Raw genomic sequence first — 25,059 nt, forward strand, 5'->3', positions numbered from 1 at the left:
TGCTTATTGTAAAACGTGATAAAGGTCTTTTTTATGCACACGCTTGCTAGCAGAAAACAGGCGTGTGCATAATTATTCGTTTGCCTTTTTGGATTCAAGTTAACATAATTATTTAGAGGGTTACATAATTCTGAGCCTTCTTTTTCTGCATACTGTATAAATTTTCCATTTTCCTAGGTTTTTGCTTGCTTTGGTGTGGGAAAAGTATTATAGTATAATATATTTAATACCATAAAGTGGAGGAAAAAGCGTAAAATAGACGCAATCTGAGTAGAAAATTGGTGTTTACTCTCCAAATTATACATGCAAAGGAATGAGAAGAAATGGTAGTAGGTTTTATTGGCGCCGGTAATATGGCAGGAGCAATTATGAACGGTATTCTTCGCGCTGGGATTCACCCTGCGCAGGATATGATTGTGTTTGATATTAGTGAAGAAAAACGTTCGGAATATGTACAAAAGGGGCTTCGCTCCGCCGTTTCCGCAGCTGAAGTAGTAAAAAATGCAGATATTGTATTTCTTGCTGTAAAACCTCAGAACTTTGCAGAAGTATTGGAAGACGCCAAATTAACCGTTAGCGAAAAAACACTTTTTGTTACGATTGCGGCAGGTATCTCGATTCATTATATTGCCTCCACCTTGGGCTGCAATTGCCCCGTGATTCGGGCAATGCCCAATACCCCTCTGCTCGTTGGTAAGGGAGCTACTGCTTTATGCCGTTCCGAACAGGTGAAAGATGAAGATTTTTCGTTTGTTCGCTCCATTTTTGAAGCATGCGGCACAGTAGAAATTTTAAGGGAAGACCAAATTAATGTGGCAACCTCTGTAAACGGCAGCGGCCCGGCGTATGTATATCTGTTCGCAAAAGCAGCGGCAGAGAGTGCAGACCGCCAGGGTATACCAGCGGATGCCGCCCTGCGTTTATTCAGCCAAACGTTGATTGGCAGTGCAGAAATGCTTTTACATTCTGGTCACACCCCAGAGGAACTAATTAAAATGGTGTCTTCACCAGGAGGAACGACCCTCAAAGCTTTAGATGTATTTTATAACAGAGGCTTTGAAGCGATTGTTGATGAAGCAATGCTTGCCTGCACGCACCGTGCGGAGGAGCTGGGTAAGTAAGCTTTTCCAACACAAATTGATTGAAACCACTTTTTTTACTCCATAATGTAGATAGAGTTTTTGGGATTGATTCATATTAAGACCCCTTCGCTCATACAATTCAGTAGGCAACTGCCCTCGGGAGGATACGTATGGACATAAAAGGGACAAGAATCATACCGATACACTATCGCATGCAAAAAAAATCACGAACCGTTGCGGAACCGAGATTTCGTGTGTTTGATTTGCACAGTATGCTTGAAGTTGTTTTAGAGAATCCTTTGGTAACGGTGCTGGCGTTTTTACTGCTGGTAGGAACTATTTTTGGTGCACTGTTTGCCAGAGGAGCTGACGACACGATTTTACAGAAGCTGGATTTACTGTTTGTTAGTGATGTAAAAGCAAGAGCGGTACAATCCTCGGGCTCTGCTTTTGTGGCATCGCTCAGCTCTTCCTTTTTCTTTGTTATGATATCTTTTTTATTCGGAATGTCTTTGTGGGGAGTATTTGTACTTCCATTCATTCCATTATTTCGAGGATTCGGCTTTGGTCTGGCTTCCGGTTACCTTTATGCGGCATACGGGTTTCAAGGAGTTTTGTTCAATGCGGTGGTAGTTTTGCCAGGTGCCTTTTTGTCGATGGTTGCCATTCTTCTTGCGGCGAAGGAAGGTATGCTGTTTTCAAAATCGACTCTAATACAAGCGTTAAAACATGAGCAAAGCAAAGCACTTTCTTTAAAGGCGTATGCAATACAGTTTGGCTCTATTTTAATTCTTTCTGCAGCTGCGGCTGCAATCGACCTGATTACAACCGTTTGTTTTACCGGCGCATTTACCTTTTAAAGCCAAAAGCCAATAGGGGGTACAATTGAGATGAAAGAATGTTGTTCCGATTACCGGGACTACCTGCGTTTTCAAAAACTGGTTTCTCAAAACACTTTGGATTCTTACACCAGAGATGTAGAGCACTTTTTGGAATACGTTGATCAGCGGAACCTTCCGGGACCGGAACAGGTTACCGAATCAGATATGGAGAAGTATGTTGAGGCACTCAACGGCCGGCAATGCTCCGTTTCTACCGTAACACGTAATATGGCGTCGATACGAGGGTTTTATCAGTTTCTCATTCTAACGGGAAAAGCTTCTGTAAACCCAGCAAAGAACATACGGCTTGAAAAGGTTCAAAAAAAGCTGCCTCAAATATTAAGCAGCGAAGAAATTGAACTCTTATTTGCGCAGCCAGATATTTCAGAGCCCAAAGGCTGCCGCGATAAAGCAATGCTCGAGCTTTTATATGCAACTGGTATTCGAGTGTCTGAGCTGGTGGATTTGAATGTAACGGATATTAATCTGCACTCGGCAATGCTTTGCTGTGGTGGCCACGGCAAAAACGAACGGATGATACCAATTTATTCAAAAGCAATTGCCGCTGTTTCGGATTATTTATTCCGCGTAAGAAGCGTAATGATTCGCGCGGATGGGGGACAGGCGTTGTTCACCAATTTAAACGGACGGCGTTTAACCCGGCAGGGTTTTTGGAAGATTATTAAGGGGTATGCGGAACAGGCAAAAATCACCAAAGAAATTACCCCTCACACATTACGGCATTCCTTTGCACTGCATTTACTGGAAAACGGCGCAAGCCTAAAGGATATTCAGCTTATGCTTGGCCATGCAGATATTTCTTCCACACAGGTTTATGTGCAGCTAATGAATGACCATTTTAAAGAGGTTTATAACCATTGTCATCCCAAAGCAAAGCTTGGTGTAGGTTAACAGAACCCAACGGTAGGTAACAAAAGGAGTGACTCTGTTTTGTCAGGATTTTCTCTATTCGGCGGCTACCAAAAGCCAGGGCCAGGAATAAGTAAAAATGCACCGCAAAAGCCACCATTACAACGATTTTTCGATATACTGCTAGGTAAGTTTTTTGAATTAATAAAGCTTAATTTGTTGTTTGTTGTTCCATTTGCAGTGTTAGGTCTTATCTCGTATTTAATGGGTTTGCTTGTGGGTCAATCATTTTTGTGGAGCCTTCCCTTTATTTTACTCAGCCCTTTTTTAGCAGGCTTAACGCTTGTAACCCGTAATTATGTTCGGGAAGATCATGCGTTTATTTTATCTGATTTTAAAGACGCTGTTTTGCTTAACTGGAAGCAATTTTCCATTCACGGTGTAATCAGTTACATTCTTTTTAACATCATTACCTATTGCATTCGATTTTACTATACACTGGCGGCTTCGCAAGGTACCATTTTTATGGTATTGTTTGGTATAAGCATTGCAGTTTTTTTAATCTTTATATTCATGCAGTACTATATTCCAGTGATGATGATTACGTTTCATCTCAATTTAAAGCAAATTTATAAAAATGCTTTTATCTTTGCGATTGTTGGATTGTGGCGTAATATTTTATTAACTGCTTTTTTTGGTGCTCTTGTATTTATAAACTATTTTGTTTACTATATGTATCCTGTTTTGATTCTGCTTTTAGATGGAATATTGCTTTTGTTCTTTACTTTTTCATTTTCTTCCTTTATCATTAACTTTACAGTGTATCCTCTTGTTGAGAAGCTAATGATTCACCCTGCATTAGAACCGGCTCATACGGAAACAATAGAAAATGGTCAAGCTGCAGGGAATGAGGAGAGAAATACTGAATCGGAGTATGTTTTTTACCAAGGTAAACTGGTAAAAAGAAGTACATTAGAAAATAACGATTCTATCTTTCGGGATAGTGAATGAAAAAGGGAGATTATTATGTCGAATAGCATTCAAGATTTAATTAGCAAAGTAATTGATGGTGAAGATAAAGAAGCTCGCAGTACACTTCTACAAAAATTAAAAGAAGAAGAGACCATTTGGGTTGCTACTTGCCCATATTCTAAAAATTACAGTTTAGAATATGTAAAATCAGTGCCCTGTGCCAGCATCTTCTCTCAAAAAAGTTTCTTTGAAGAGTACCAACAGGAATGCAAGGAACGGGATATTGAGGTAAATTGTGTCGAAAATGAAGCGAAAGATCGAATGGCATTACTCGGCGATTTATACCGCAGTGGGTTTGAGGGTTTGATTCTGGATAAAGGTCAGAAAGCGGTTCACCTTAGCTTGTTTGCTTTAATGGAGAAGCCGGATTTTTCAAAATACCCAGAGATTGAACGCCCTGTGATAAACCCTTCCTTAATTCGTGCTACAAACGAATTATTTGAAGCAGCGGGTAGCAATACAGCTACGATTGAGCAGCAGAATCGTTTTTTCCAAGAGATTAAGAAAGCACAGTTCTTAATGCCGATGGATGGCAGCAAAATGGAGCTCGGAAATGCCGATTCGGATGGTAAAACGGTTGTGAAAAAGGACAGTGAAATCTCTCTGCCTTTGATTCGCAATAGCGAAGATAAACATTTTAATCCTGTATTTACCGATTGGAATGAATTTAGAAAATATGACCCCGATAAGAAGTACAATGGTATGCTGGTAGACCTTGATGATATTAAGAATTTTATTAAGGAGTCTGATGGCGCCGTTATCAATCCTTTTGGTGCGAATATCATACTTTCAGCAGAACTTATCAAGGAAATTGAAGCTGCAGCTGGTAAAGTTGATCAGTAATATTTTTTTGGAAAAGGGGAGAGGTGCGCTTTTTCTTTTCTTAGATTTTCAAAGAATGGAAAGAGGGAGGATACCCCGAAACAGAATAATTGTAACACGTAGAAAAGGAGCCTTTTACGGCTCCTTTTTTTCGTCTTCTTCATTTTGATTTTCTAGCATAGCTTCGTTCAGCCCATTATCAATCACTTCTTTTACTTGACTTGCTGTTATGTTTTCTTTTCCTCGCGATTTTACTTTTGAAAGCGGATTTGAATCGGCGGCCTGCCTCATTTGCTGACTTGATAAATGGGTATAGATTTGTGTAGTTCCTAAATTCTCATGGCCAAGTACATCTTTTAAAACACGAATATCCACATGCCCATGCTGATACATTAACGTTGCAGCCGTATGCCTTAATTTATGAACAGAATAACCTGGTCCTTTAAAATCTATTTTTGCTAGATATTTTTTCACCAAATGCTGTACAGTTTTTGTGCTGAGTCGTTTTCGTTGCCTGCTGATGAAAAGAGCATCTCGGTCGATTAGGTTGTTGTTTGGGCGAACCTGTAAATATTGCTCGATGGCATCCTGGCAGGCATCATTTAAATAAACCACTCTCTCTTTATTTCCTTTTCCTACAATTCGCAATGTAGATGCATGTTGACGAACATCATTTAAATTGATTGCCACAAGTTCTGAAAGACGCATTCCGCAGTTTAAAAACAAAGTAAGAATGCAGTAATCTCGCTGCCGATCGGGGCCATCCACTGCATTAAGTAATTCAATACTTTGCTCAAGGGTTAAATATTTTGGCAATGCTTTTTTAATATTTGGAGTCTCCAGCTCTAACATAGGATTCACAGAAAGCTTATGCGCTTTATTGGTTAAGTACCCGTAAAACGCCCGTAAACTGGAAGATTTTCGTGCTCTGGTGGATGCTTTATTGCCGCGTACACTAGATAAATAATTCATATATTCAAATACATCGGTTAATGAAATCGACTGAATTAGCTCTAAATCGACATCTGAAATACTAATTTCATCAATTGGGGTATTTTCTGGAACCAAATGTCTGTGTTGTTTTATGTAGCGAAAAAACGTTCTTAAGTCACGAAAATATTCTTCCATTGTATGGTCAGATTTTCCTTTAACCGTTCCAATGTATCCGAGAAATTCGCGGATAATCAGTGGACATTCATGCATTAATTTAGGATCCAATTAAAATCACTCCAAGCGTCATGATACAAGTATTTATAAGAAACGAACTCCATTAAGATTGTACTATCATTTTTCATTCCCCGAATTAGCCAAAATAGTTATTATGACTAATTATAACATTAAAAAATAGAGGAGTCAATCTTTAATATTTCGTTGATTCACCCACTTCTTTCAACGGCAGTATTCCCCCTATATCTATGAGTGGATCATCCGTTAATTCAAGTACCTGCTTTTTATGCAATTCTATAAATTTCCGAATTGCAAATCCGTCTGGATGTGTGCTGAGTTTGCCAGTAAATGCAAGAATCGATTCTGAAATAAATCCGCAGCAACCTCCAATAAAACCATAATCATAACCAGATAACTCAATATTTCCCGGTTGTATTTTGAGCACTTCCAGTCCTTGTTCTTTTGCGGCTTCTGCAATTCCTGCATCCGCGGTTATAATGGATTTATCAGCTACAACTGCAGTGGAACATTTAGCGTATCCCTGCTGAATCATTATTTTATGTATTCCAACACGATCACTAGCTTTTTGTAATGCCGGATCTAACTCACTTATTTTTCCATACAATTGTTTATTTATTAACAGAGCGTTTAACCGAATATCTTCTGGATAAGTATTTCCTAGCTTTTGTTCTGTTATAAGAACCTTTGCGCCCTCATCCTCTAAAATTCGGTCCAGTCCGGTATCTGATCTTGCGACTAGCCAGTGCTTCCCTCTAAAATGCAAGCACTGTAAATCAGCATGCTGATTAATTGGAAGTGGCAATGCTTTATATACTGGAGCTGTTATTATACGAATCCCTCTCGACTGTAACTCTTTAGTCGCTTGCGGAACTAGATTTGCCATTATAACTGCACTTACCTGCGAGGAAGGTAAATGGGGATTCTCTACAAATCGTTCTTTTCTCATATTGTGCGAATCCCCTTCCCTACAAAATTCTTTTATTCCATACGTAACGCGTCTACAGGGTTCATTTTTGCAGCCTTCATTGCTGGGTATACCCCAAAAATAAGACCGGTCAAAACAGAAAATCCAACGGCAAGTCCCATAATATCGAGTCGTATGCCAAGGGTAAATCCAAAATAGGATGCTCCTATAAACGAGATTCCATAGCCAGCTAATATTCCAAAAAACGAACCAAACATAGTAATTAAAACTGCTTCAAACATAAACTCAAGCAAAATATCTTTTTTACGAGCACCGATTGATTTTTTAATTCCAATCTCTCGCGTTCGCTCGTTAACAGATACTAGCATGACTGTCATAATGCTCAAACTCGCTACTAATAGAGAAATTGCACCTACGGAAGATAATATTAACGTAATTACGCCAAGTATGTTGGCGAGGCTGTCTTTTTGTTTCATTAAATTATTTGATACAAATGCGTTGCTACTGCCATTTGTACGATTAAGAGACTGCACCAGCATGTCCCCTGTTTTATCCACATCTGTACCAGATTTCAGCTTTACCGCAATTTGGTCAAATGATTTCTTACCCAATAGCTGCTGCATTGTAGAATAAGGAACATAAACAAAATTCGGTATATAATTGCCAATAAAGTTTTGCAGCAATCCACTTCCAGTTTTTACAATACCTACTACTTCGAACTCTTCTGTACCGCTGCTGCAGGAGACTAAAACTTTTTTACCAATAATATTGTTTCTTTTATAAGAAGCGTTTGAAAAATTCTCATCGACCATACAAACCTTTGCTCCGGATTTTACATCACTTACGCTAATGGCACGCCCATAAAGGATGTTTAAAGAAATAATTTGGTTTGCATCGGCATCAATTCCCCATAGAAGGGCTTTGCCAGTAATTCTCGTGGTTTGTATACTGGTAGCCTGCATCATAACCGGCATAGCCTTTTCTACGTTTTCGGCTTCTCGTACCACCTTCAGGTCGGTATCGTTTAAAGTAACTTGGCTAGTGTTCTCTAAAGCACTAATGGATAATCCACTTAGGCCAAGGCTGTCGAATTCTTGCGTAAGTGCGTCGGTACCACATTGACTAATGTTGCCAATCATGATAACAGAGGCAACACCTATGGCTACTCCCATCATTGTTAATGCTGTACGTAGTCGTTTACGCCCAAGGTTTTGAAAAGCAGAGCGAAAAATATCAGCCATGGGAGGCCCCCTCCTCCTTTGGCAATACCGCGGCGCCGTCTTTGATGGAATCGGGGTTAATAATTAGCGAATCTTGATCTTTTATGCCGTTCAATACTTCAAAACCAGTTTCAAATTCCTTGCGGGTTGTCACCGGTACTTTTACAGCTTTGCGCCCTTGGAGAAGATACACAAATTCTTTTCCATCGTCATCAGCATGAACTGCCTCATAAGGGGCCACCAAAACATTTTTACTTTCGTCCGTAACAATTTTTGCTTTCGCAGAAAAACCGGGCTTTATATCGCTTTTTGGATTTTGAATGCGAACAATAACTTCAACAATCGTTTCTGTTCCGGTTGTATTAATTTCCTGTTTTGCTTCCGATGATATGGAGGTTACTTTTCCCTCATATGCCGTGTGAAACCCTGCACCGGTAATGATTGCTCTCTGCCCAACTTTAATTTCAGATATTTGCGATTCATTTATTGACAAACGCACCTGCAAATCGGTGGATTTAGAAATTGTTATAACCGGCTTGTTCCGGTCTACCGTTGCCTGCTCTGAAACGGGAATCGAAGTCACCACTCCCGCAATGGGCGCAGTTACCTCAATTTCCTTTGTTTCGGAAGAATTGATATCAACTGGTGCAGAGCTAACCTCCGCCGAGCTACTTGAAGCAGAAGCAGCGGGCGCTTCCAGTGCAGCGGTTGATGAATCGCTGCCACCTGAAATTTGGTTATAATACGCTTGGAGCAGCCCTTGATATGTTTGTTCATCCAAGGAATTAGATGGTATGGAACCTGTACTTTGGGCGAGCTGTGCAGATGAACCCGAAAGTGTCATTAATACTTGACCAGCCTTTACGGTATCTCCATTTTTTACATGAATCTTTTCAACGACTAACCCTGCCTGAACAAAAACGCTTCTAGAATCCACTCGCTCAACTATTCCATTGTTGGAATATATGGAGCTTTCAGCTGTAATGGGACTCACCTTTACAATTGAAACAGGAACATAGCTCCCTTTATAAACGTTCCCTGCATGAATAATAAGCAAACTTAAAACCAGCGTAAAGCTAAAAAGTAATCCGTACTTCTTCATATTCATCCCCCCATACACTCTTATTTTGTGATGAGAAAGTGATTTTATGAATGCAAAAGTACAGATTTTTCATGAATAATTAAACCCAGAATTGAAAGAATAGCGTTGAGGTGAAAATGCATGAATATCATTCAATGCGACGAAGACTGCATGTACCAGCGGGAAGGCTACTGTTCCCTAGAAATTCCCACAATGGTAACCAATCATACGGGGCAAGGTTGTGTGCACCGCATTCAAGCCTCTACGCGAAAGGGAGAACGAAATCCACGGTCTGCGCCAAAAAACACTAAAGAACAGCCGCATCAAACGCTTCTCTAATATTGCGCACACCTAAAAGCTGAATCCCCTTGTGTTCTGTATTTATTTGTTTTAAGCATGTGTGGGGCAGTATACATGTTTCAAATCCCAAATGTGCTGCTTCCGCAATACGGGCATTCACATGAGAAACCGACCGCAGCTCTCCGGTAAGCCCAATTTCACCAAAGACCAAAACATTATCGCCAATCTGTGCGTCCTTAAGGCTTGAAACGAGTGCCATTGCCACCGCTAAATCAGCCGCAGGTTCATCTAAGCGCAACCCGCCGACTATGTTCACGTAGGCATCTAAATTTGAAAAGTAGTAACCGACTTTCTTCTCTAATACCGCTAACAATAATGACATTCGATTATAATCAAAGCCGGTAGCCGTTCGCCTAGGATTGCCAAAACCCGTAGTGGTTGCTAGACCCTGCACCTCAGCGAGGATTGGTCTTGTTCCTTCCATAACACATGTTACGCAAGTACCAGATACATTTTTGGGTCGGCCAGATAAAAGTGCCATTGAGGGGTTGTCCACTTGGGACAGCCCTTTTTCGCCCATGTCGAAAACACCAATTTCATTGGTAGAGCCGTACCTGTTTTTTACTGCTCGCAAAATACGGTATGACATTTGCCGGTCTCCTTCAAAGTACAACACCGCATCAACAATATGCTCCAATACCTTTGGGCCGGCAATTGCCCCATCTTTATTTACATGGCCAACTACAATAATCGGGATATCCAGAGATTTTGCAGTTCGCATGACATAGTTCGTACATTCTCTTACCTGTGTTACACTGCCTGGGGATGAACTAAGCTCCGGATGATTCATGGTCTGAATGGAGTCAATCATCACTAAATCCGGTTTAAGCTCCTGAACCTGCTCTACCACGTGCTGAATATCCGTTTCTGTTAGGATAAGAAGATTTTCACTCCTTACTCCTAATCGGCTGGCTCGAAGCTTTATTTGGCGGCTCGATTCCTCACCGGATACATATAAAATCCTCAACGTTTGCCCCAAATACTCGCAAATTTGAAGTAAGATTGTAGATTTACCGATTCCCGGGTCGCCGCTTATTAAAATTAACGAACCACGTACAATGCCACCTCCCAGAACTCGATCCAGTTCTGATAAGCCGGTTTGGTAGCGCTGTTCATCTTCCGTATTAATTTCGTTAATGGGCAGAGGGCGTGCCATGGTATGGTGCCCTGCCGATTTAGGAGCCGAACGAGCAGGCTCGCGTATTTCTTCACTCATGGTATTCCATTCCCCGCAACCAGGGCATTTGCCATACCACTTGGGGGATTCGAATCCGCAGCCAGAACATACAAAGACAGATTTACTTTTCGGTGCCATATGCTATCTCCATTTTTTGTTCCTTTATTTTACTCTATTATAGCACAATGGCAGTGAGATGGAAATTCATGATTTATGAAAAGAAGTACTAAGACATTGTTTGCGCAACCGAACCCCAGTAATTCAAAAAGCCTTGGTATATTGCAAATGCCATTTGCTTTTGGTATTCTTGTTGGTTAAGTTTTTTTGCTTCTCCTGAATTTGAGAGAAATCCACATTCAACAATTACTGCGGGAACCGTAGCATTTCGTAATAGATAGATTGAATCGGTTGCAGGCTTTGTTTCTCTTTGATTTTCTGGTTGCAATAATGACGTAATCGTTTTTTGTGTGGAATCTGCTAATACTTGGCTATTTGGATTCTTTGGGCCATAAAATATTTGAGCGCCGCTGTATTTTCCGTTGGTAAAGTGATTTTGATGGATGCTCAGAAATACGCAATCGCCATTTTGTTCAATTAATTTTAGTCGATTGTGCATGTCTGAAGTTTTTCTTGCCTTTACGGTGTCAAGAGAATTGTCGCCAATCGATACGTCTGAATCGCGGATCATCACAACGCGAAATCCAGACATTTCTAACATTGGTTTTAAATTTAAGGCAATTGCAAGATTAATATCTTTTTCTACAATACCAGATTTACTGACCGCACCGCCATCTTCCCCACCATGCCCAGCATCTAACACGATGGTAGGCATATAGTCACCCGCTAAAGCAGATACCATCTGATCTATTTTTTCAAATGATATGTACGTTAGGCGGATAAACATCATACAGCAAAAAATAAGTAGCAGAAGGGGTAGTCGAAGCTTCTTCAAAGTCATCACCTCTGAGCAAGTATATGCAAACTCCAACAAAAAAACAACGGTTATTTTCATTCAGATTCATTTAAGCATTTGAAAGTGAATAATCAAAAAATACTTGATTAAAAAAGAAGAAGAACAGATTCTTTCTGTTTTATTAAATAACTAAGTTTTAAGTCATTTTAGAATTTAAAAAATAAAATTAAATATGAAGAAATATTTTATACAATACACTATTAATTATATGATAAAAAATAATTGTAAAAGAAAAAAACCGTAGGCTGTTAAACAGCTTACGGTTCTTGGAGGCGTCACCCAGATTTGAACTGGGGAATCAGGGTTTTGCAGACCCTTGCCTTACCACTTGGCTATGACGCCATATTTGTTTTTAGTGACAAAGATAACGCTTAAGAATATTAAGCGTTATCCAGTCGAACCAATGGAGCGGATGACGAGGCTCGAACTCGCTACCTCCACCTTGGCAAGGTGGCGCTCTACCAGATGAGCTACATCCGCATTTATTGGTGCCTCCGGACGGAATCGAACCATCGACACGGGGATTTTCAGTCCCCTGCTCTACCAACTGAGCTACAGAGGCAAATATTGGCGACTCGGAACGGGTTCGAACCGTCGACCTCTAGCGTGACAGGCTAGCGTTCTAACCAACTGAACTACCGAGCCGTATGGTGGGAGTAATAGGACTCGAACCTATGACCCCCTGCTTGTAAGGCAGGTGCTCTAACCAGCTGAGCTATACTCCCATATCGGCCGCCGCTGTGCGTCGTGCATCAGCGACGTGTTATATAATACTATATATTCTGCCAGATGTCAACAGGTATTTTCAAATTTTTTAAAAAAACTTTTGGATATTTTTAAAGGGTTATTTTTCCTCGTTTTTCCTCTCCAAAGAGTGTGCCAAAGAGTCCAGCTGCTGCTGATCAAACTCGTATGATTTACCGCAGTATTGGCACTTCGCTTCCATCTTTCCGCTCTCATCCGCTAGGGTACGAATATCGTCTGGAGGCAATGTAGAAAGCGCACGGGTAACTTTATCTTCACTGCAATTGCAAACATACTTTACCGGGGATTCGTCAAGAATCTCCATTTCAAAGCCATCCAAAGCCTGGCGGCACATATCTTCCATACTCATTCCTTTTGCAAGCATGGTCGTAACAGGCTCGAGCACCGCAACATTGCGCTCCAGCTTCTCTATAGCGGCACTATCGGCTCCGGGTAATACCTGGATGAGCATTCCGCCGGAGAGCAAAGACTGGCTGCTTTCTCGGTCCACCAAAACACCTACGGCACATACTGTGGGGATTTGCTCGCTAACTGCAAAATACTGGCTAATATCATCGCCTATCTCGCCGCTTATAAGCTCAACCTGGCCAATGTAGGGCTCTCCCTCGCCTAAATCACGCATAACGCTTAGGAGGCCCTCTGAACCAATAGCCATGCCTACATCTAGCTTACCGTTCGGCTTGTTAGGTACCATTACTTCGGGGTGCTCTACATAGCCTCGGCAGTTACCGTTGCTGTCTGCAATTGCTACAATTGCCCCGGCAGGGCCGTTACCTTTAATTTTGAGAGTAATAACAGCATCTTTCTTCTTAAGCATATTCCCCATTAAAGAGGCTGCTGACAAAAGACGCCCCAGTGCCGCTGTCGTAACAGGACTGGTGTGGTGTATTTGCTGGGCAGTGTATACAATATCGGTTGTTTCAACTGCAGATGCCATGATGCTGCCATCTGTGGTAATACAGCGAATAATTCGATCCATATTATCGTTCCTTTTCTCATTCTGTAATGGGTTCTTTTCTTGCAACAACGACTACACGCTCACTGTTTTGCTCTGGCGGCAAAAAGCTGCAGTCATCATAGCAAGCCACGAGCGATAAGCCCACGGTATGTAATAGCTCTTCTATTTTATCGGTAGAATACGCTTTTTCATAAAAATGCTCGGAGCTTCTGTGGTATACAGCTCCATCTTTTTCAAAGAAATCAAGATCAATGCTCACACGATCCGTTTTTTCTTCGTATTGATTTTGCCATACACAAAATACATGCTCTGTATCATATACAAAAACATGGTCTGCTAGAACTTCCCTATGCTTATATTGTGTGTTCATGTCAAACAGAAAATACCCGCCGGGATTTAGGAAAAGAGATACTCTGCGAAAAGCTGCCAGAACATCTTTTTCTGAGGTTAAATGGTTAATGCTGTCCAATGCACAAATCACAGTATCTACCGTACCGTATAAATCCAGCTTCTGCATTGATTGGCATAGAAAAAGGATTTGTTGCTCGGCATCGGCAGCTTTCTGCTGCGCAATGGACAGCATTTCAAAGGAAGCATCCGCACCGTATACATCGAACCCACGCTGTTTCAGCTGCAGGGTTAAACTTCCAGTGCCGCAAGCTAAGTCTAACACAAGACCGGGCGAATAGTTCATACTTTTTAAAAGCCCACAGAAATATTCTGCCCGCTCACTATAATTTACATTTTGTGTTAGCTCATCGTAATACTGCGCAAAGGTGGTATAAGAGCTCATAGTTCCGTGTTCCCGTCCTCTTCCAAACGCTTAAATACAGTCTCGTATCCGTCGCACCCATAATTCAAGGAGCGATTCACACGGCTGATGGTCGCAGTAGACGCACCGGTTTTTGCAACAATATCACTGTAAACACACTTGCTGCGCAGCATATGTGCAACAGTAAGGCGTTGTGACATTGCTTTAATTTCAGGTACTGTGCAAAGGTCTTCAAAAAAATCGTAGCATTCTTCAATGTTCTTGAGCGATAACACGGCTTGAAAGAGCAGATCTACGCTTTTGTCTTTGATTTTAGAATTCATAATACTCCATCCTTCTTTTTCATACTAAAGCCGGGTATGCGTACTCTAAAAGCCCTCAAACGCCATCTGCCAAACCGGCACGGCTAGTTGAAAGCGTTAAAGTGTGAAAGCGATAACGGCATAACAACAACCCCTGTGCCGGTAAAGGCAGGGCGATGATTTACAAGATTTACAGATCGTTACGAATCAAATCTTCGTATGACTCGCGCCGAACTACAACACGCGGTTCTCCGTCTTTTACCATTACAACAGCTGGGCGGGGATTGCGGTTATAGTTTGATGCCATAGAATAGTTGTATGCGCCAGTAGAAAGTACGGCCAAAATATCGCCCACCTCAGGCTTTTGAATCAAGGTGTTTTCCTGAATCAAATCGCCGCTTTCGCAGCATTTGCCTGCTATGGTAACTTTGGTTTCTGCCGGTTTGTTTGCCTTATTGGCAATGATGGCAGTATACTTTGCCTGGTACAGAATATAACGGGGGTTGTCCGTCATGCCACCGTTTATGGATACATAAGTACGAACATCCGGTATTTTTTTAATACCGCCAACTTGGTACAAGGTAATTCCTGTTTCTCCTACCATAGAACGGCCTGGCTCAATAAAAATAAAGGGTACCTTCAGGCCAAGCTCATCGCACTTTTGGAATACTGCGGATGAAACCAACTCCATGTACTGGTCATACGGCAGAGGGGCATCCTCTTCAGAATAATGGATTCCAAAGCCTCCACCAAGATTTAGTTCTTCAATCTCGATGCCGGTTTCTTTCTTAATATCTGCAATAAACTGAAGCATTACTTCAGCTGCAAGCACAAAGGGAGAGCTTTCAAATATTTGTGAGCCAATGTGGCAATGAACACCTTTGAGATCAATGTTTTTGTATTTCTGGGCAAACTTAACGGCTTCCATTGCTTCGCCGGTTTCAAGTGCAAAACCGAATTTGGAATCGATTTGTCCTGTCTGAATAAAGCTATGGGTATGCGCGTCAATACCTGGCTTAATGCGCAGAGATACATGCGCTACCTTTCCAGCTTCACTAGCAAGGCGGTCAATAGTTTGCAGCTCGGTCAGATTATCTGCAATAAAATGGCCAATTTCATATTCCAATGCCAATCGAATTTCTTGCTCCGTTTTGTTGTTGCCATGAAAATGAATGCGTTGTGCCGGGAAACCTGCCTGAATCGCAGTGTAAAGCTCACCGCCGGAGGAAACGTCTAGCCCTAGGCCTTCTTCCTCAATAATGCGGCAAATTGCTTTGCAGTTAAATGCCTTGCTCGCATAAACAGTCATACCTTTGCCTTTGTAGTGCTTTTCAAAAGAGCTTTGGTAGCTGCGGCAATTACGGCGAATTTGATTTTCATCCATTACATAAAGCGGCGTACCAAACTGCTCAGCAAGCTGAAGCGTATCGCAGCCACCAATGGTGAGGTGCCCCTGTGAATTGATTTGTAAGTGTTCAGTATCGTACATTGGTCGAATTTCCCCCTTCGGAATATCTTACTCTTCTACGGCGCTAGCCGCCGCAATCCATTCTTTCAGCGTGTCTAGCCCTTCACCGTTGGAAGAAGAAAAAGGTAAACGCCGAACGTGTTCCTGATTTTGGAACAATTCATCATAAAGCTGTATTTGAGCGGCCCTTTCCCCTTTATTGAGCTTATCGCACTTTGTCATAACTACAATAAAGGGAAAATCACCGGTACTCAAAAAATCGATCATGTGCATATCATCTGCAGTTGGCTTGTGGCGCATATCCACAATTTGAACCACTAGCCCTATTTGGCGTCCAGCAGAAAAATAGCCCTCTACTAAATTTGCCCACCGTAGCTTTTCAGACTGCGATACCTTCGCGTAACCGTAACCCGGTAAATCTACGAGCCGGCAGTTTGAAAGCCGATAAAAATTGATGGTTCCCGTTTTTCCTGGGGTAGCACTCACTCGTGCTAACGCCTTACGGTTGACCAGTTTGTTGATTAAAGAAGATTTTCCAACGTTAGAACGCCCAGAAAACACAATCTCCGGCAAGTCGTCGGGCGGAAGCTGATCCACCCGTCCGGCGGCAAATTCAAATGCGGCATTATCAAATCTCAATTTTACACCTCTAGCATTGAGGCTGCTCCCGCACTACTGGCGGCTGACTCTGCGAAGTGGGCTCTACAATATTAGCAGATTCCACAGCCGGAGCCGCAGCTTTTGTTTGTGGCAGCGGGCGGGGCTTGCGCGTAAGCGCTAAGCCGAGCACCTCATCAATTTTCTTTACTGGAACAAAATGAATGTTTTCTTTTACCACATCATCAAATTCCGAAATATCGGAGAAATTATCCTCCGGAATAATTACCGTGCGAATGCCGTTTCGATAAGCAGCCATCGATTTTTCTTTCAGGCCACCAATGGGCAGAACCCTACCCCGCAGGGTTATCTCACCGGTCATTGCAACATCATGGCGGATGGGAATTTGAGAAAGTGCCGACGTAATAGCAGTAGCCATTGCAATACCGGCAGAGGGGCCATCTTTTGGGATTGCTCCCTCCGGCACATGAATGTGGATGTCTTTCTTGTTATAAAACTGCCCGTCAATCCCAAGCTGTGATGCTTTTGAGCGAATGCAGCTAATTGCTGTTTGGGCAGATTCTTTCATCACGTTACCGAGAGAACCAGTAAGCTGAAGCTTACCGTTTCCTTCCATAACAGCTACTTCAATTGGCATCGTTTGTCCGCCTACGCTAGTCCAAGCCAATCCGTTTACAAGGCCAACTTCATCCGTTTTATTGCGGCCTTCCGGCTTAAAACGTCTGGGGCCAAGCAGGCTCTCTAAATCTGCGGGCTTTATAGAAAACTTTAAATTTTCCTCCGCTACAATGCGTTTTGCACTTTTTCTGCAAATGGCTGCAATGGAACGCTCCATATTACGCACACCCGCTTCACGAGTATAGCTGTCGATTAAATCACGAATGGCAGCAGGTGTAATCTGTAAGGTTTGCGCGCTGATGCCGTGTTTTTTTATCTGCTTTGGAATCAGATATTTTTTTGCGATCTGGTATTTCTCCTCATGTGTATAGCTCGAGAGAAAGATCACATCCATACGGTCGAAAAGAGGACCTGGAATGGAGCTCGCATCATTTGCTGTTGTTAAGAACAACACCTTACTTAAATCAAAGGGCATGTCGATGTAGTGGTCGTAAAACGCGGAATTCTGCTCAGAATCCAAAACCTCAAGCAATGCGGCGGCTGGGTCACCCCGGAAACTACTACTCAACTTATCAATTTCATCGAGCAGAATGAGCGGATTGCTCACTCCTGACTGCTTAACAGCGTTCATAATACGCCCAGGCATAGAGCCAATATAAGTGCGGCGGTGCCCCATAATGTCGGATTCATCGTGGACGCCGCCTAAGGATACGCGAACATATTTGCGGCCAATTGCCTTTGCAATGGAGCGCGCAATTGATGTTTTACCAACACCGGGCGGGCCAACGAGGCAAACAATTTGCCCATTTATGTCTGGAGCGAGCTTTCTTACAGCCAGTGTTTCTATAATACGCTCTTTTACTTTTTTGAGTCCATAGTGATCCCTATCTAAAACACGCTGAGCTTTGTTCAGGTCTATGGTTTCTTTTGAAAAAGTGTTCCAAGGCAATTCAATGCAAATATCCAAATAATTGCGAATCACATTTGCTTCGTGAGAACCAAATGGCATTTTCCCAAAACGATCACATTCTTTTAGCAGCTTTTCACGCTGTTTTTCTGGCATTTCAAGCTTTAAAATGCGTTCACGCAATTCTTCCGATTCTTCCTGAGGGTTATCTTCCTCCCCCAGTTCAAAATTAATAGCTTTCACCTGTTCACGAAGAAAATAATCGCGTTGGTTTTGGTTCATCTGCTCCCGTGCTTTTTCTGTGATTTCATTCTCAATCTCAAGTACTTGAACTTCATGCTCAAGAATGTCTACCAGTTTTTCGAGTCGGCGAACCGGGTGCAGTTCTTCTAAAATCACCTGCTTTTGCTCAAAATCGAGCATCAGATTGGAGGCGATGTAATCAGCCAAAGGACCACAGCTTTTATTTTTTACAACACCGATTACAATGTCTGGTGAAATACGCTTGTAATTCTGCAGGTATTTTTCAAACAGAGTTTGTGTATAGCGAACGAGAGCCTCTGTTTTATTTGTAACTCGAGTAGGCGTGGTTTGAAGTGGTGCAACTTTCACAGTTAAAAAAGGGGTTTCGCTTACCACCTCATCTATGCGCGCACGGCAGACTCCTTCCGCCAATAATCGAACTCCATCTTCTGTGTGATGAAGAATTTGCTTTATTTTCGCAATGACGCCAACCTGGTACATTTGTTCCGAATTGGGGTCGTTATCCTCCAAGTCTCTTTGAGCCACCAGAAAAATCGTTTGGTTTTGCTCCATAGCCTCATGCAAAGCTAAAATCGATTTTTTTCTTCCTGCGTCAAACTGCAGAATCATACCGGGAAACAAAACCAGCCCGCGCAATGCCAAAACTGGCAAGGTTTGTAGTTCTGTTTGTCGCTCGATTTTTTTGCTCATATTTCACTCCTGTATTTATTCAGTGAAGAAAATAGCTGTTGCTAACAAGGATGAATTCTGTTCCTTGTCAGCAACAGCTATGCTGTGAATTAAGACGCGGTATCCTTGCGCCCGCGTTTTTGTGGATTTGAAATTTTAATTTTAACCGGCTTCCGGTTTTCATTATAATTCAGCTCTGGCTCCGCACCTTTTTGTACAGCTTCTGGTGTAATCGTCACTTTTTCTACCGTGTATTCCGTAGGAACGTCATACATTAACGGAGTGAGGATTTCTTCCATAATAGAGCGAAGACCGCGAGCACCGGTTTGGCGTTCAATTGTTTTTTTGGCAATCTCACGTAGCGCATCCGGTAAAAACTCAAGATCCACCTTATCGAGTTGGAAAAGGTGCTTATACTGTTTTACCAGAGAATTTTTCGGCTCGGTTAGAATTCTAACCAAAGCTTCTTCATCAAGGCCATTTAGAGCGGTAATAACCGGTAAACGACCAACAAGCTCTGGAATAAGACCGTATTTGACCAAATCATGAGGAATTACCTCAGACATCCACGCAGTAGTATCCAGCTCTTTTTTGGTTTGAATTTGTGCACCAAAACCCATTGAAGAGGAGGCTGTCCTTTTTTCAATGATTTTTTCCAATCCATCAAATGCGCCACCGCAAATAAACAGGATGTTGGAAGTATCAATTTGAAGGAACTCTTGCTGAGGGTGCTTACGGCCGCCCTGAGGCGGCACATTGCAAACAGAGCCTTCCAAAATTTTAAGCAACGCCTGCTGAACGCCTTCGCCACTTACATCTCGAGTGATGGAAGGATTCTCGGATTTTCTTGCAATCTTATCGATTTCATCGATATAGATAATCCCGTTTTCTGCACGTTCAATATCAAAATCAGCTGCTTGAATTAAGCGAAGCAGGATATTCTCCACATCCTCACCTACATAGCCTGCCTCAGTTAAGGTTGTAGCATCTGCAATTGCAAACGGAACATCGAGGAGCTTTGCAAGCGTTTGTGCGAGCAGTGTTTTTCCTACACCAGTTGGCCCCAGCAAAAGTACGTTGCTTTTGCTTATCTCTACGTCTTCGCCGCCATAATAAACTCGCTTATAATGATTGTAAACGGCTACGGATAGAGCTATTTTTGCTCTATCCTGACCAATTACATATTCATCTAGCTTCTTTTTAATCTCCTGCGGTTTAAGCAGGATTGTGCCAGTATCACCCGTGTAGGTCTTTTTTCGGTTCGATAAATGTGATTCATCTTCCAAAATAGAATTACAAAGCTGAACGCATTCATCACAAATATAAACGCCCGGGCCAGCAATCAAGCGGCGAGCCTGACTTTGTGGTTTGCCACAAAAGGAGCAGCACAGTTCTCTCTCCTTGGTATCGTCGTTGTTCGGCATTCTCTTATCACCTGCTTCACATAGAAGTTATCTCGTAGAGATTACTTTATCTATCAGTCCGTACGCTGCGGCTTGTTCCGCAGTCATAAAATTATCACGCTCGGTATCTTTAATGATGGTCTCTATAGGTTGCCCCGTTTTCTCAGCTAAAATTTCGTTTAGCTTCTTTTTTGTGGCAATAATATGATCCGCATGAATCATAATGTCTGTTGCTTGACCCTGCGCACCGCCGCTGGGCTGGTGAATCATAATTTCGCTGTTGGGCAATGCGAAACGTTTACCCTTCGTACCGGCAGCCAGCAAGAATGAGCCCATAGAAGCAGCCATGCCCATGCAAATAGTAGAAACATCGCACTTAATATACTGCATCGTATCATAAATTGCCAGACCAGCTGTTACAACACCGCCGGGGCTGTTGATATAAAGGCTAATATCCTTTGAGGGATCTTGGCCTTCTAAATACAGGAGCTGCGCAACAATAAGGCTTGCCGAAGTGTTGTTAACCTCTTCGTTCAACATAATAATTCTATCATTTAACAAGCGGGAAAAAATGTCGTACGAGCGCTCTCCACGATTTGTTTGTTCAATAACATATGGGACTAAACTCATCTTAACCACCTTTCTTCACATGCGGGTTTTTATTGTGTTTTCGCCGCCGATTCGCACGGCAATCGGCGGCGGATAAAATTAGCATCTTTAACGCTTTAAAAGGGAATGCAATTAGTCTTTTTTATCAGTAATTTTCGCATTATCACGAACAATGTTAACTGCTTTTTCAACTGCTAAATCCTGAGCCAAATCTGCTTCCGGAATAAAGCCTTTTACCTTGTCAACTTCCATGCTGTAGGTTTTGGAAAGCTTCTCAAATTCAGCTTCAATCTCTTCTGCGGTTGCTTTAATATTTTCTAGCTCTGCAATCTTCTCAAGAGCCAAACGAACCTTAACCTGCTTCTCAGCCTGGGGCTTGAAGTGATCACGGATGGAGTTTTGATCCATACCGGTATATTTCAGGTAGGTGTTAAAGTCCAGACCCTGAGACTGCAAGCGATATGCAAAATCACGAAGATCGTCGTTAATTTTATTCTGGAACATGGCCTCCGGAATTTCACCCTCTAGCTTTTCAACTAGCTGATCAATCAGTTGAGCTTCAACCTCATCCTGTGCAGCCTTCTCACGGGAATCAAGCAGATTCTTTTTAATATCCTCTTTATAAGCTTCAAGGGTATCGAATTCGCTTACGTCCTTCGCAAAGTCATCGTCGACTTCGGGAAGCTCTTTTTGCTTGATTTCATGAAGCTTAATTTTAAATACTGCCTCTTTGTTCTGAAGAGTAGATGCCTGGTAATCCTCCGGGAAAGTAACAGTAATGTCGAACTCTTCTCCGGTGGTGTGGCCAACTACTTTCTCTTCAAAGCCGGGGATAAACTGACCGGAACCTAAATCAAGAGTATGGTTCTCTGCCTTGCCGCCTTCAAATGCAACACCGTCAACAAAGCCTTCAAAATCAATTACGACTGCATCGCCAAGCTGTGCAGGGCGGTCTTCTACGGTAATCATTCTGGAATTGCGATCCTGAACCTTCTGGATTTCGTTATTAATATCCTCATCGGTTACTTCAACCGCAGTTTTGGATGCTTCCAGTCCCTTATAATCGCTAATGGAAACCTCCGGCCATGTAGTAACAACTGCCTTAAATACAAGTCCATCTTTGCCGATGCTGACTACGTCAAAATCGATTTTATCGTCAACTAGTCTCAACTGAGCTGCTTTTACAGCAGCATCCAAAGCAGCAGGATAAACAGCGTTTACAGCGTCCTCGTAGAAGAACTGCTCTCCATAAAATTTTTCAATAAATTTGCGCGGAGCCTTTCCTTTACGGAAGCCCGGAATCGTGATTTTCTTGCCCTGTTTATGAAAAGCCTGATTCAGCGCCTTTTCAAAAGTATCCGCATCAACCTCAACCTCCAGTTGATAACGGTTAGTTTCTACCTGATTGGACGATTTTAAACTCATTTTGTTTTCCTCCTGCTAATTGCAAATTAATCTTATTTATTATTAAAGAAATTTAGAAGCTATTTTACAATGTTTTGTTTAATAGGTACGTAAGGGTAAACCGTAATCTTTGCAAATTCTAAATATTACTCCTCAAGGAACAGAGAACCAACCATTAGGATTACGCTTCAATGCTCTTTCAGCTGCCCAAAGCTCTGCTTTGGTATGTGGCGTGAGGTTATTATAGCGCAAACTTCAAGATACTTCATACAAATATCTCAAATAGTCCGAAATCATTAGGCTGGCGCTTCAATGCTCTTTCAGCCACCCAAAGCTCCGCTTTGGTATGTGGCGTGAGGTTATTATAGCATATCAGGTGCAAATATTCCATATTTTCACGGAAATGTTCATAATTTATTTAACATACAAAAAGCGGCGTAAAATGCAGGTAATCACAGGAAATAAGGTGGAGCTCAATTCCTTGATACTCGCCTGTTACCGCCCTGCGGGATGCTTGCGTACCGTGAATATGGCCAAAATAGCACTTTGAGATTCCGCGGTCTAATAGAATCTGCAATATTTCTTTACAAACCATTCCATCATAGACTGGAGGGTAATGCAAAAAAACAATTGGGGTAAGCCCTCGTGCCACAGCGTGGTTAATTGATGTGATTAACCTTCCTGCTTCTCGATTTACGATTTTAATATCTTCATCAGTTGCCGCATTATAAAGCCAGCCTCGCGTACCACAAACTCCATATTCACCAACCGCATAAGAATCATTATGGATGATGTGTAGCGAATAGAAGCCTTTTTCAGCTAAATAGGTATCAATTTTGTTTCTCGTGCTCCACCAATAATCATGATTGCCCTTTAGAAGCAGCTTTGTCCCCGGCAAAGAGTGTAAAAAGGCAAAATCCTTTTCCGTTTCTTCCAGCTTCATCGCCCAAGAAATATCGCCTGCGATAACCACCGTATCTTCCGGTTTCACAATGCTTCGCCAGTTTTCCTCCAGCCTCTCAACATAATTATGCCAGCCCTCAAAAACATCCATCGGCTTATTGGTTCCAAGAGAAAGGTGCAGGTCGGCAATCGTATACAATGCCATGTGCTACCTCGTTTCTATTCTTTAGGCCTCTGGCTCTAACCCAGCCATTCGCAGAACGACCTGGGGCATTTGTGCAACCTCGCAGCAATTCTTGAAACGAATTGCTTTTTCTTGAAGCTGAGCAATCGGCGCTGGCGCAGCTGTGCTGGTAAGGGACGAAAGTTGCTGAACCTTTGCAAAATCATCTTCTTCCTGCTTTTGGCCCGGTGCCACTGCTTCCAGCACACTATCTGCAAACTTATAGGGGCTTGCGGTGGAAACAATTACTGTGGGAGTAGACTTGTCCCCGGTTGCTTTTACATATTGCTCATATACATCGAATGCAACTGCGGTGTGGGGATCGCAAAGATAATTCTTACTCTGGAACATTTCGTGGATTGTTTTTTGAGTTTGAGTGTCATCACAGCAGCCCGGGAAGAACAGGTCTTTGAGTACGGTAGTCAACTCAGCACCAACCGAATAGTGGCCTGCGGTGTTTAGCTCATTCATCCAGCCTGCAACCTGGTCCGAATTGCAGCCGGTTAAATCAAACAGCAGGCGCTCCAAGTTGCTGGATACCAAAATATCCATAGACGGAGACATTGTTGTATAGAATTTACGGTTGCGATCATAAACACCGGTGCTCAAAAATTCAGTTAGCACATTATTAGAGTTTGACGCACAAATAAGCTTCCCAATCGGCAAACCCATTTTTTTTGCATAATATGCTGCTAAAATATTACCAAAGTTGCCAGTAGGAACAACAACATTCAGCGGTTGACCCAGTTCTAGCATACCTTGCTCTACTGCGTCACAGTATGCTGAAAAATAATAAACAATCTGCGGCAGTAGGCGACCCCAGTTTATAGAGTTGGCACTGGAGAACAGCATCCCATTATCTTCCAGCTCCTTGCGAATATCAGGATTTGTAAATATGCGTTTTACGCCGGTTTGTGCATCATCAAAATTACCCTCGATTGCGCAAACAGCAACATTTTTACCTTCCTGTGTATTCATTTGGCGTTGCTGCATTGCACTAACGCCCTTGTCTGGATAAAAAACCAGAATTTTAGTTTCGGGAACATCTCGGAAGCCTTCCAATGCCGCCTTACCGGTATCGCCGGATGTGGCGACAAGAATAACCGCTGTTTTATCACAATTTGTCTTTTTTAAAGAACGTGTGAGCAAATGCGGTAATAGTTGTAAGGCCATATCTTTAAAAGCGCAGGTTGGCCCATGCCACAGTTCCAGAAAAGCCTGGTTACTGCCTGCAATACGGTGAAGCGGTGCTGCACCACCAGGAAATTTTTGTTCGGAGTAAGCGCTCTCCACACACTCCCGAATTTCTTCTGCTGTAAATTCGGGCAGGAAATCGGCAACGATATGTGCGGCACGCTCTGTGTAGCTTTTGTTGCAAAGCTGCTTTAAATCGTCAGCGGAATAGGACGGAAGGCTCTCTGGAACAAACAGTCCTCCATTTTCCGAAATTCCCTGAACAATCGCCTGTGCGGCGGAAAGTGTTTCTGCTTTGTTTCTGGTGCATTTATACTGCAAGGTGATTCCCCCTTTTCGTTCGTTCCTTGCCCTATTTTATAATAAAACGC

23 protein-coding genes and 5 tRNA genes are annotated in these 25,059 nt (G+C 42.4%); 6 read left to right on the forward strand and 22 right to left on the reverse strand.

Features of this window, described 5'->3' with window-relative positions; all coding sequences use genetic code 11:
* Positions 1-323: 323 nt before the first annotated feature.
* The 5 genes from proC (at position 324) to E7L17_RS03715 (ending at position 4,708) form a co-directional block, all read left to right on the forward strand.
* On the forward strand, positions 324-1,121 hold the full coding sequence (gene proC, locus E7L17_RS03695) for a pyrroline-5-carboxylate reductase (RefSeq protein ID WP_316321913.1): 798 nt from the start codon (positions 324-326) through the stop codon (positions 1,119-1,121).
* A 131-nt stretch (positions 1,122-1,252) separates the two neighbouring features.
* Entirely contained in the window at positions 1,253-1,942 is a 690-nt protein-coding gene (locus E7L17_RS03700; protein ID WP_316321914.1) for a stage II sporulation protein M, read from the forward strand.
* A 30-nt stretch (positions 1,943-1,972) separates the two neighbouring features.
* Positions 1,973-2,875 carry a site-specific tyrosine recombinase XerD gene (xerD, locus tag E7L17_RS03705; RefSeq protein WP_316321915.1) on the forward strand — a complete coding sequence of 301 codons (903 nt, stop codon included), beginning with the start codon at positions 1,973-1,975 and terminating at the stop codon, positions 2,873-2,875.
* Between the two features lie 39 nt (positions 2,876-2,914).
* Positions 2,915-3,844, forward strand: a complete 930-nt coding sequence (locus E7L17_RS03710) for a hypothetical protein (RefSeq protein ID WP_316321916.1) — start codon at positions 2,915-2,917, stop codon at positions 3,842-3,844.
* A 15-nt stretch (positions 3,845-3,859) separates the two neighbouring features.
* Positions 3,860-4,708 (forward strand): SseB family protein, encoded by an 849-nt coding sequence (locus E7L17_RS03715; protein WP_316321917.1) that lies wholly within the window; start codon positions 3,860-3,862, stop codon positions 4,706-4,708.
* A gap of 114 nt (positions 4,709-4,822) precedes the next feature.
* Here the strand turns inward: E7L17_RS03715 and E7L17_RS03720 are convergent, their stop codons facing one another.
* From E7L17_RS03720 to E7L17_RS03735, 4 genes are all read right to left on the reverse strand, one after another.
* Positions 4,823-5,890: a tyrosine recombinase XerC gene (locus E7L17_RS03720; protein WP_316321956.1), complete on the reverse strand. Its 1,068-nt coding sequence runs from the start codon at positions 5,888-5,890 to the stop codon at positions 4,823-4,825.
* A 157-nt stretch (positions 5,891-6,047) separates the two neighbouring features.
* Positions 6,048-6,821, reverse strand: coding sequence for a DUF6873 family GME fold protein (locus E7L17_RS03725; protein WP_316321918.1), 774 nt, complete (start codon positions 6,819-6,821; stop codon positions 6,048-6,050).
* A gap of 32 nt (positions 6,822-6,853) precedes the next feature.
* The gene (locus E7L17_RS03730) at positions 6,854-8,041 is read right to left on the reverse strand and encodes an ABC transporter permease (protein WP_316321919.1); all 1,188 of its coding nucleotides are present in this window, start codon (positions 8,039-8,041) and stop codon (positions 6,854-6,856) included.
* A complete protein-coding gene (locus E7L17_RS03735) occupies positions 8,034-9,122 on the reverse strand; it encodes an efflux RND transporter periplasmic adaptor subunit (protein ID WP_316321920.1) in 1,089 nt (362 codons plus the stop codon). Before E7L17_RS03735 ends, E7L17_RS03730 begins: the two co-directional genes overlap by 8 nt.
* Before the next feature lie 120 nt (positions 9,123-9,242).
* Here E7L17_RS03735 and E7L17_RS03740 point away from each other — a divergent pair, with 120 nt between their 5' ends.
* Complete coding sequence (locus E7L17_RS03740) at positions 9,243-9,440, forward strand: hypothetical protein (RefSeq protein ID WP_316321921.1); 198 nt, start codon at positions 9,243-9,245, stop codon at positions 9,438-9,440.
* On the opposite strand, the gene radA is transcribed toward E7L17_RS03740, so the two are convergent.
* The 18 genes from radA to thrC form a co-directional block, all read right to left on the reverse strand.
* The gene (radA, locus tag E7L17_RS03745) at positions 9,409-10,776 is read right to left on the reverse strand and encodes a DNA repair protein RadA (RefSeq protein WP_316321922.1); all 1,368 of its coding nucleotides are present in this window, start codon (positions 10,774-10,776) and stop codon (positions 9,409-9,411) included. The two genes, E7L17_RS03740 and radA, sit on opposite strands and share 32 nt — an antisense overlap.
* An 88-nt stretch (positions 10,777-10,864) precedes the next feature.
* On the reverse strand, positions 10,865-11,596 hold the full coding sequence (locus tag E7L17_RS03750) for an N-acetylmuramoyl-L-alanine amidase (RefSeq protein ID WP_316321957.1): 732 nt from the start codon (positions 11,594-11,596) through the stop codon (positions 10,865-10,867).
* Positions 11,597-11,878: 282 nt separating this feature from the next.
* Positions 11,879-11,953: transfer RNA gene (locus E7L17_RS03755), tRNA-Cys, on the reverse strand.
* A gap of 62 nt (positions 11,954-12,015) precedes the next feature.
* A tRNA-Gly gene (locus tag E7L17_RS03760) sits at positions 12,016-12,091 on the reverse strand.
* A gap of 6 nt (positions 12,092-12,097) precedes the next feature.
* Positions 12,098-12,173, reverse strand: a tRNA-Phe gene (locus tag E7L17_RS03765).
* A 6-nt stretch (positions 12,174-12,179) separates the two neighbouring features.
* A tRNA-Asp gene (locus E7L17_RS03770) sits at positions 12,180-12,256 on the reverse strand.
* Between the two features lie 3 nt (positions 12,257-12,259).
* Positions 12,260-12,336: transfer RNA gene (locus E7L17_RS03775), tRNA-Val, on the reverse strand.
* A 119-nt stretch (positions 12,337-12,455) separates the two neighbouring features.
* Positions 12,456-13,355, reverse strand: a complete 900-nt coding sequence (gene hslO / locus E7L17_RS03780) for an Hsp33 family molecular chaperone HslO (protein ID WP_316321923.1) — start codon at positions 13,353-13,355, stop codon at positions 12,456-12,458.
* Between the two features lie 16 nt (positions 13,356-13,371).
* On the reverse strand, positions 13,372-14,127 hold the full coding sequence (locus E7L17_RS03785) for a class I SAM-dependent methyltransferase (protein ID WP_316321924.1): 756 nt from the start codon (positions 14,125-14,127) through the stop codon (positions 13,372-13,374).
* The gene (locus tag E7L17_RS03790) at positions 14,124-14,429 is read right to left on the reverse strand and encodes a YerC/YecD family TrpR-related protein (protein WP_316321925.1); all 306 of its coding nucleotides are present in this window, start codon (positions 14,427-14,429) and stop codon (positions 14,124-14,126) included. Before E7L17_RS03790 ends, E7L17_RS03785 begins: the two co-directional genes overlap by 4 nt.
* Positions 14,430-14,598: 169 nt before the next feature.
* Positions 14,599-15,897, reverse strand: coding sequence for a diaminopimelate decarboxylase (gene lysA, locus E7L17_RS03795; protein ID WP_316321926.1), 1,299 nt, complete (start codon positions 15,895-15,897; stop codon positions 14,599-14,601).
* A gap of 27 nt (positions 15,898-15,924) precedes the next feature.
* Positions 15,925-16,515: a ribosome biogenesis GTP-binding protein YihA/YsxC gene (gene yihA / locus E7L17_RS03800; protein ID WP_316321927.1), complete on the reverse strand. Its 591-nt coding sequence runs from the start codon at positions 16,513-16,515 to the stop codon at positions 15,925-15,927.
* A gap of 10 nt (positions 16,516-16,525) precedes the next feature.
* Positions 16,526-18,973 carry an endopeptidase La gene (gene lon, locus E7L17_RS03805; protein ID WP_316321928.1) on the reverse strand — a complete coding sequence of 816 codons (2,448 nt, stop codon included), beginning with the start codon at positions 18,971-18,973 and terminating at the stop codon, positions 16,526-16,528.
* An 89-nt stretch (positions 18,974-19,062) separates the two neighbouring features.
* Positions 19,063-20,376, reverse strand: a complete 1,314-nt coding sequence (gene clpX, locus E7L17_RS03810; protein ID WP_316321929.1) for an ATP-dependent Clp protease ATP-binding subunit ClpX — start codon at positions 20,374-20,376, stop codon at positions 19,063-19,065.
* A 27-nt stretch (positions 20,377-20,403) separates the two neighbouring features.
* On the reverse strand, positions 20,404-20,985 hold the full coding sequence (gene clpP / locus E7L17_RS03815; RefSeq protein WP_085833351.1) for an ATP-dependent Clp endopeptidase proteolytic subunit ClpP: 582 nt from the start codon (positions 20,983-20,985) through the stop codon (positions 20,404-20,406).
* Between the two features lie 111 nt (positions 20,986-21,096).
* The gene (gene tig, locus E7L17_RS03820) at positions 21,097-22,389 is read right to left on the reverse strand and encodes a trigger factor (protein WP_316321930.1); all 1,293 of its coding nucleotides are present in this window, start codon (positions 22,387-22,389) and stop codon (positions 21,097-21,099) included.
* A 397-nt stretch (positions 22,390-22,786) separates the two neighbouring features.
* Complete coding sequence (locus E7L17_RS03825; RefSeq protein ID WP_316321931.1) at positions 22,787-23,476, reverse strand: metallophosphoesterase; 690 nt, start codon at positions 23,474-23,476, stop codon at positions 22,787-22,789.
* 21 nt (positions 23,477-23,497) lie between these two features.
* Positions 23,498-25,009 carry a threonine synthase gene (thrC, locus tag E7L17_RS03830; RefSeq protein WP_316321932.1) on the reverse strand — a complete coding sequence of 504 codons (1,512 nt, stop codon included), beginning with the start codon at positions 25,007-25,009 and terminating at the stop codon, positions 23,498-23,500.
* Between the last annotated feature and the right edge of the window lie 50 nt (positions 25,010-25,059).

It is taken from the genome of Clostridium sp., assembly GCF_032576335.1.
Classification (GTDB): Bacteria; Bacillota; Clostridia; order Oscillospirales; family Acutalibacteraceae; genus Faecalispora.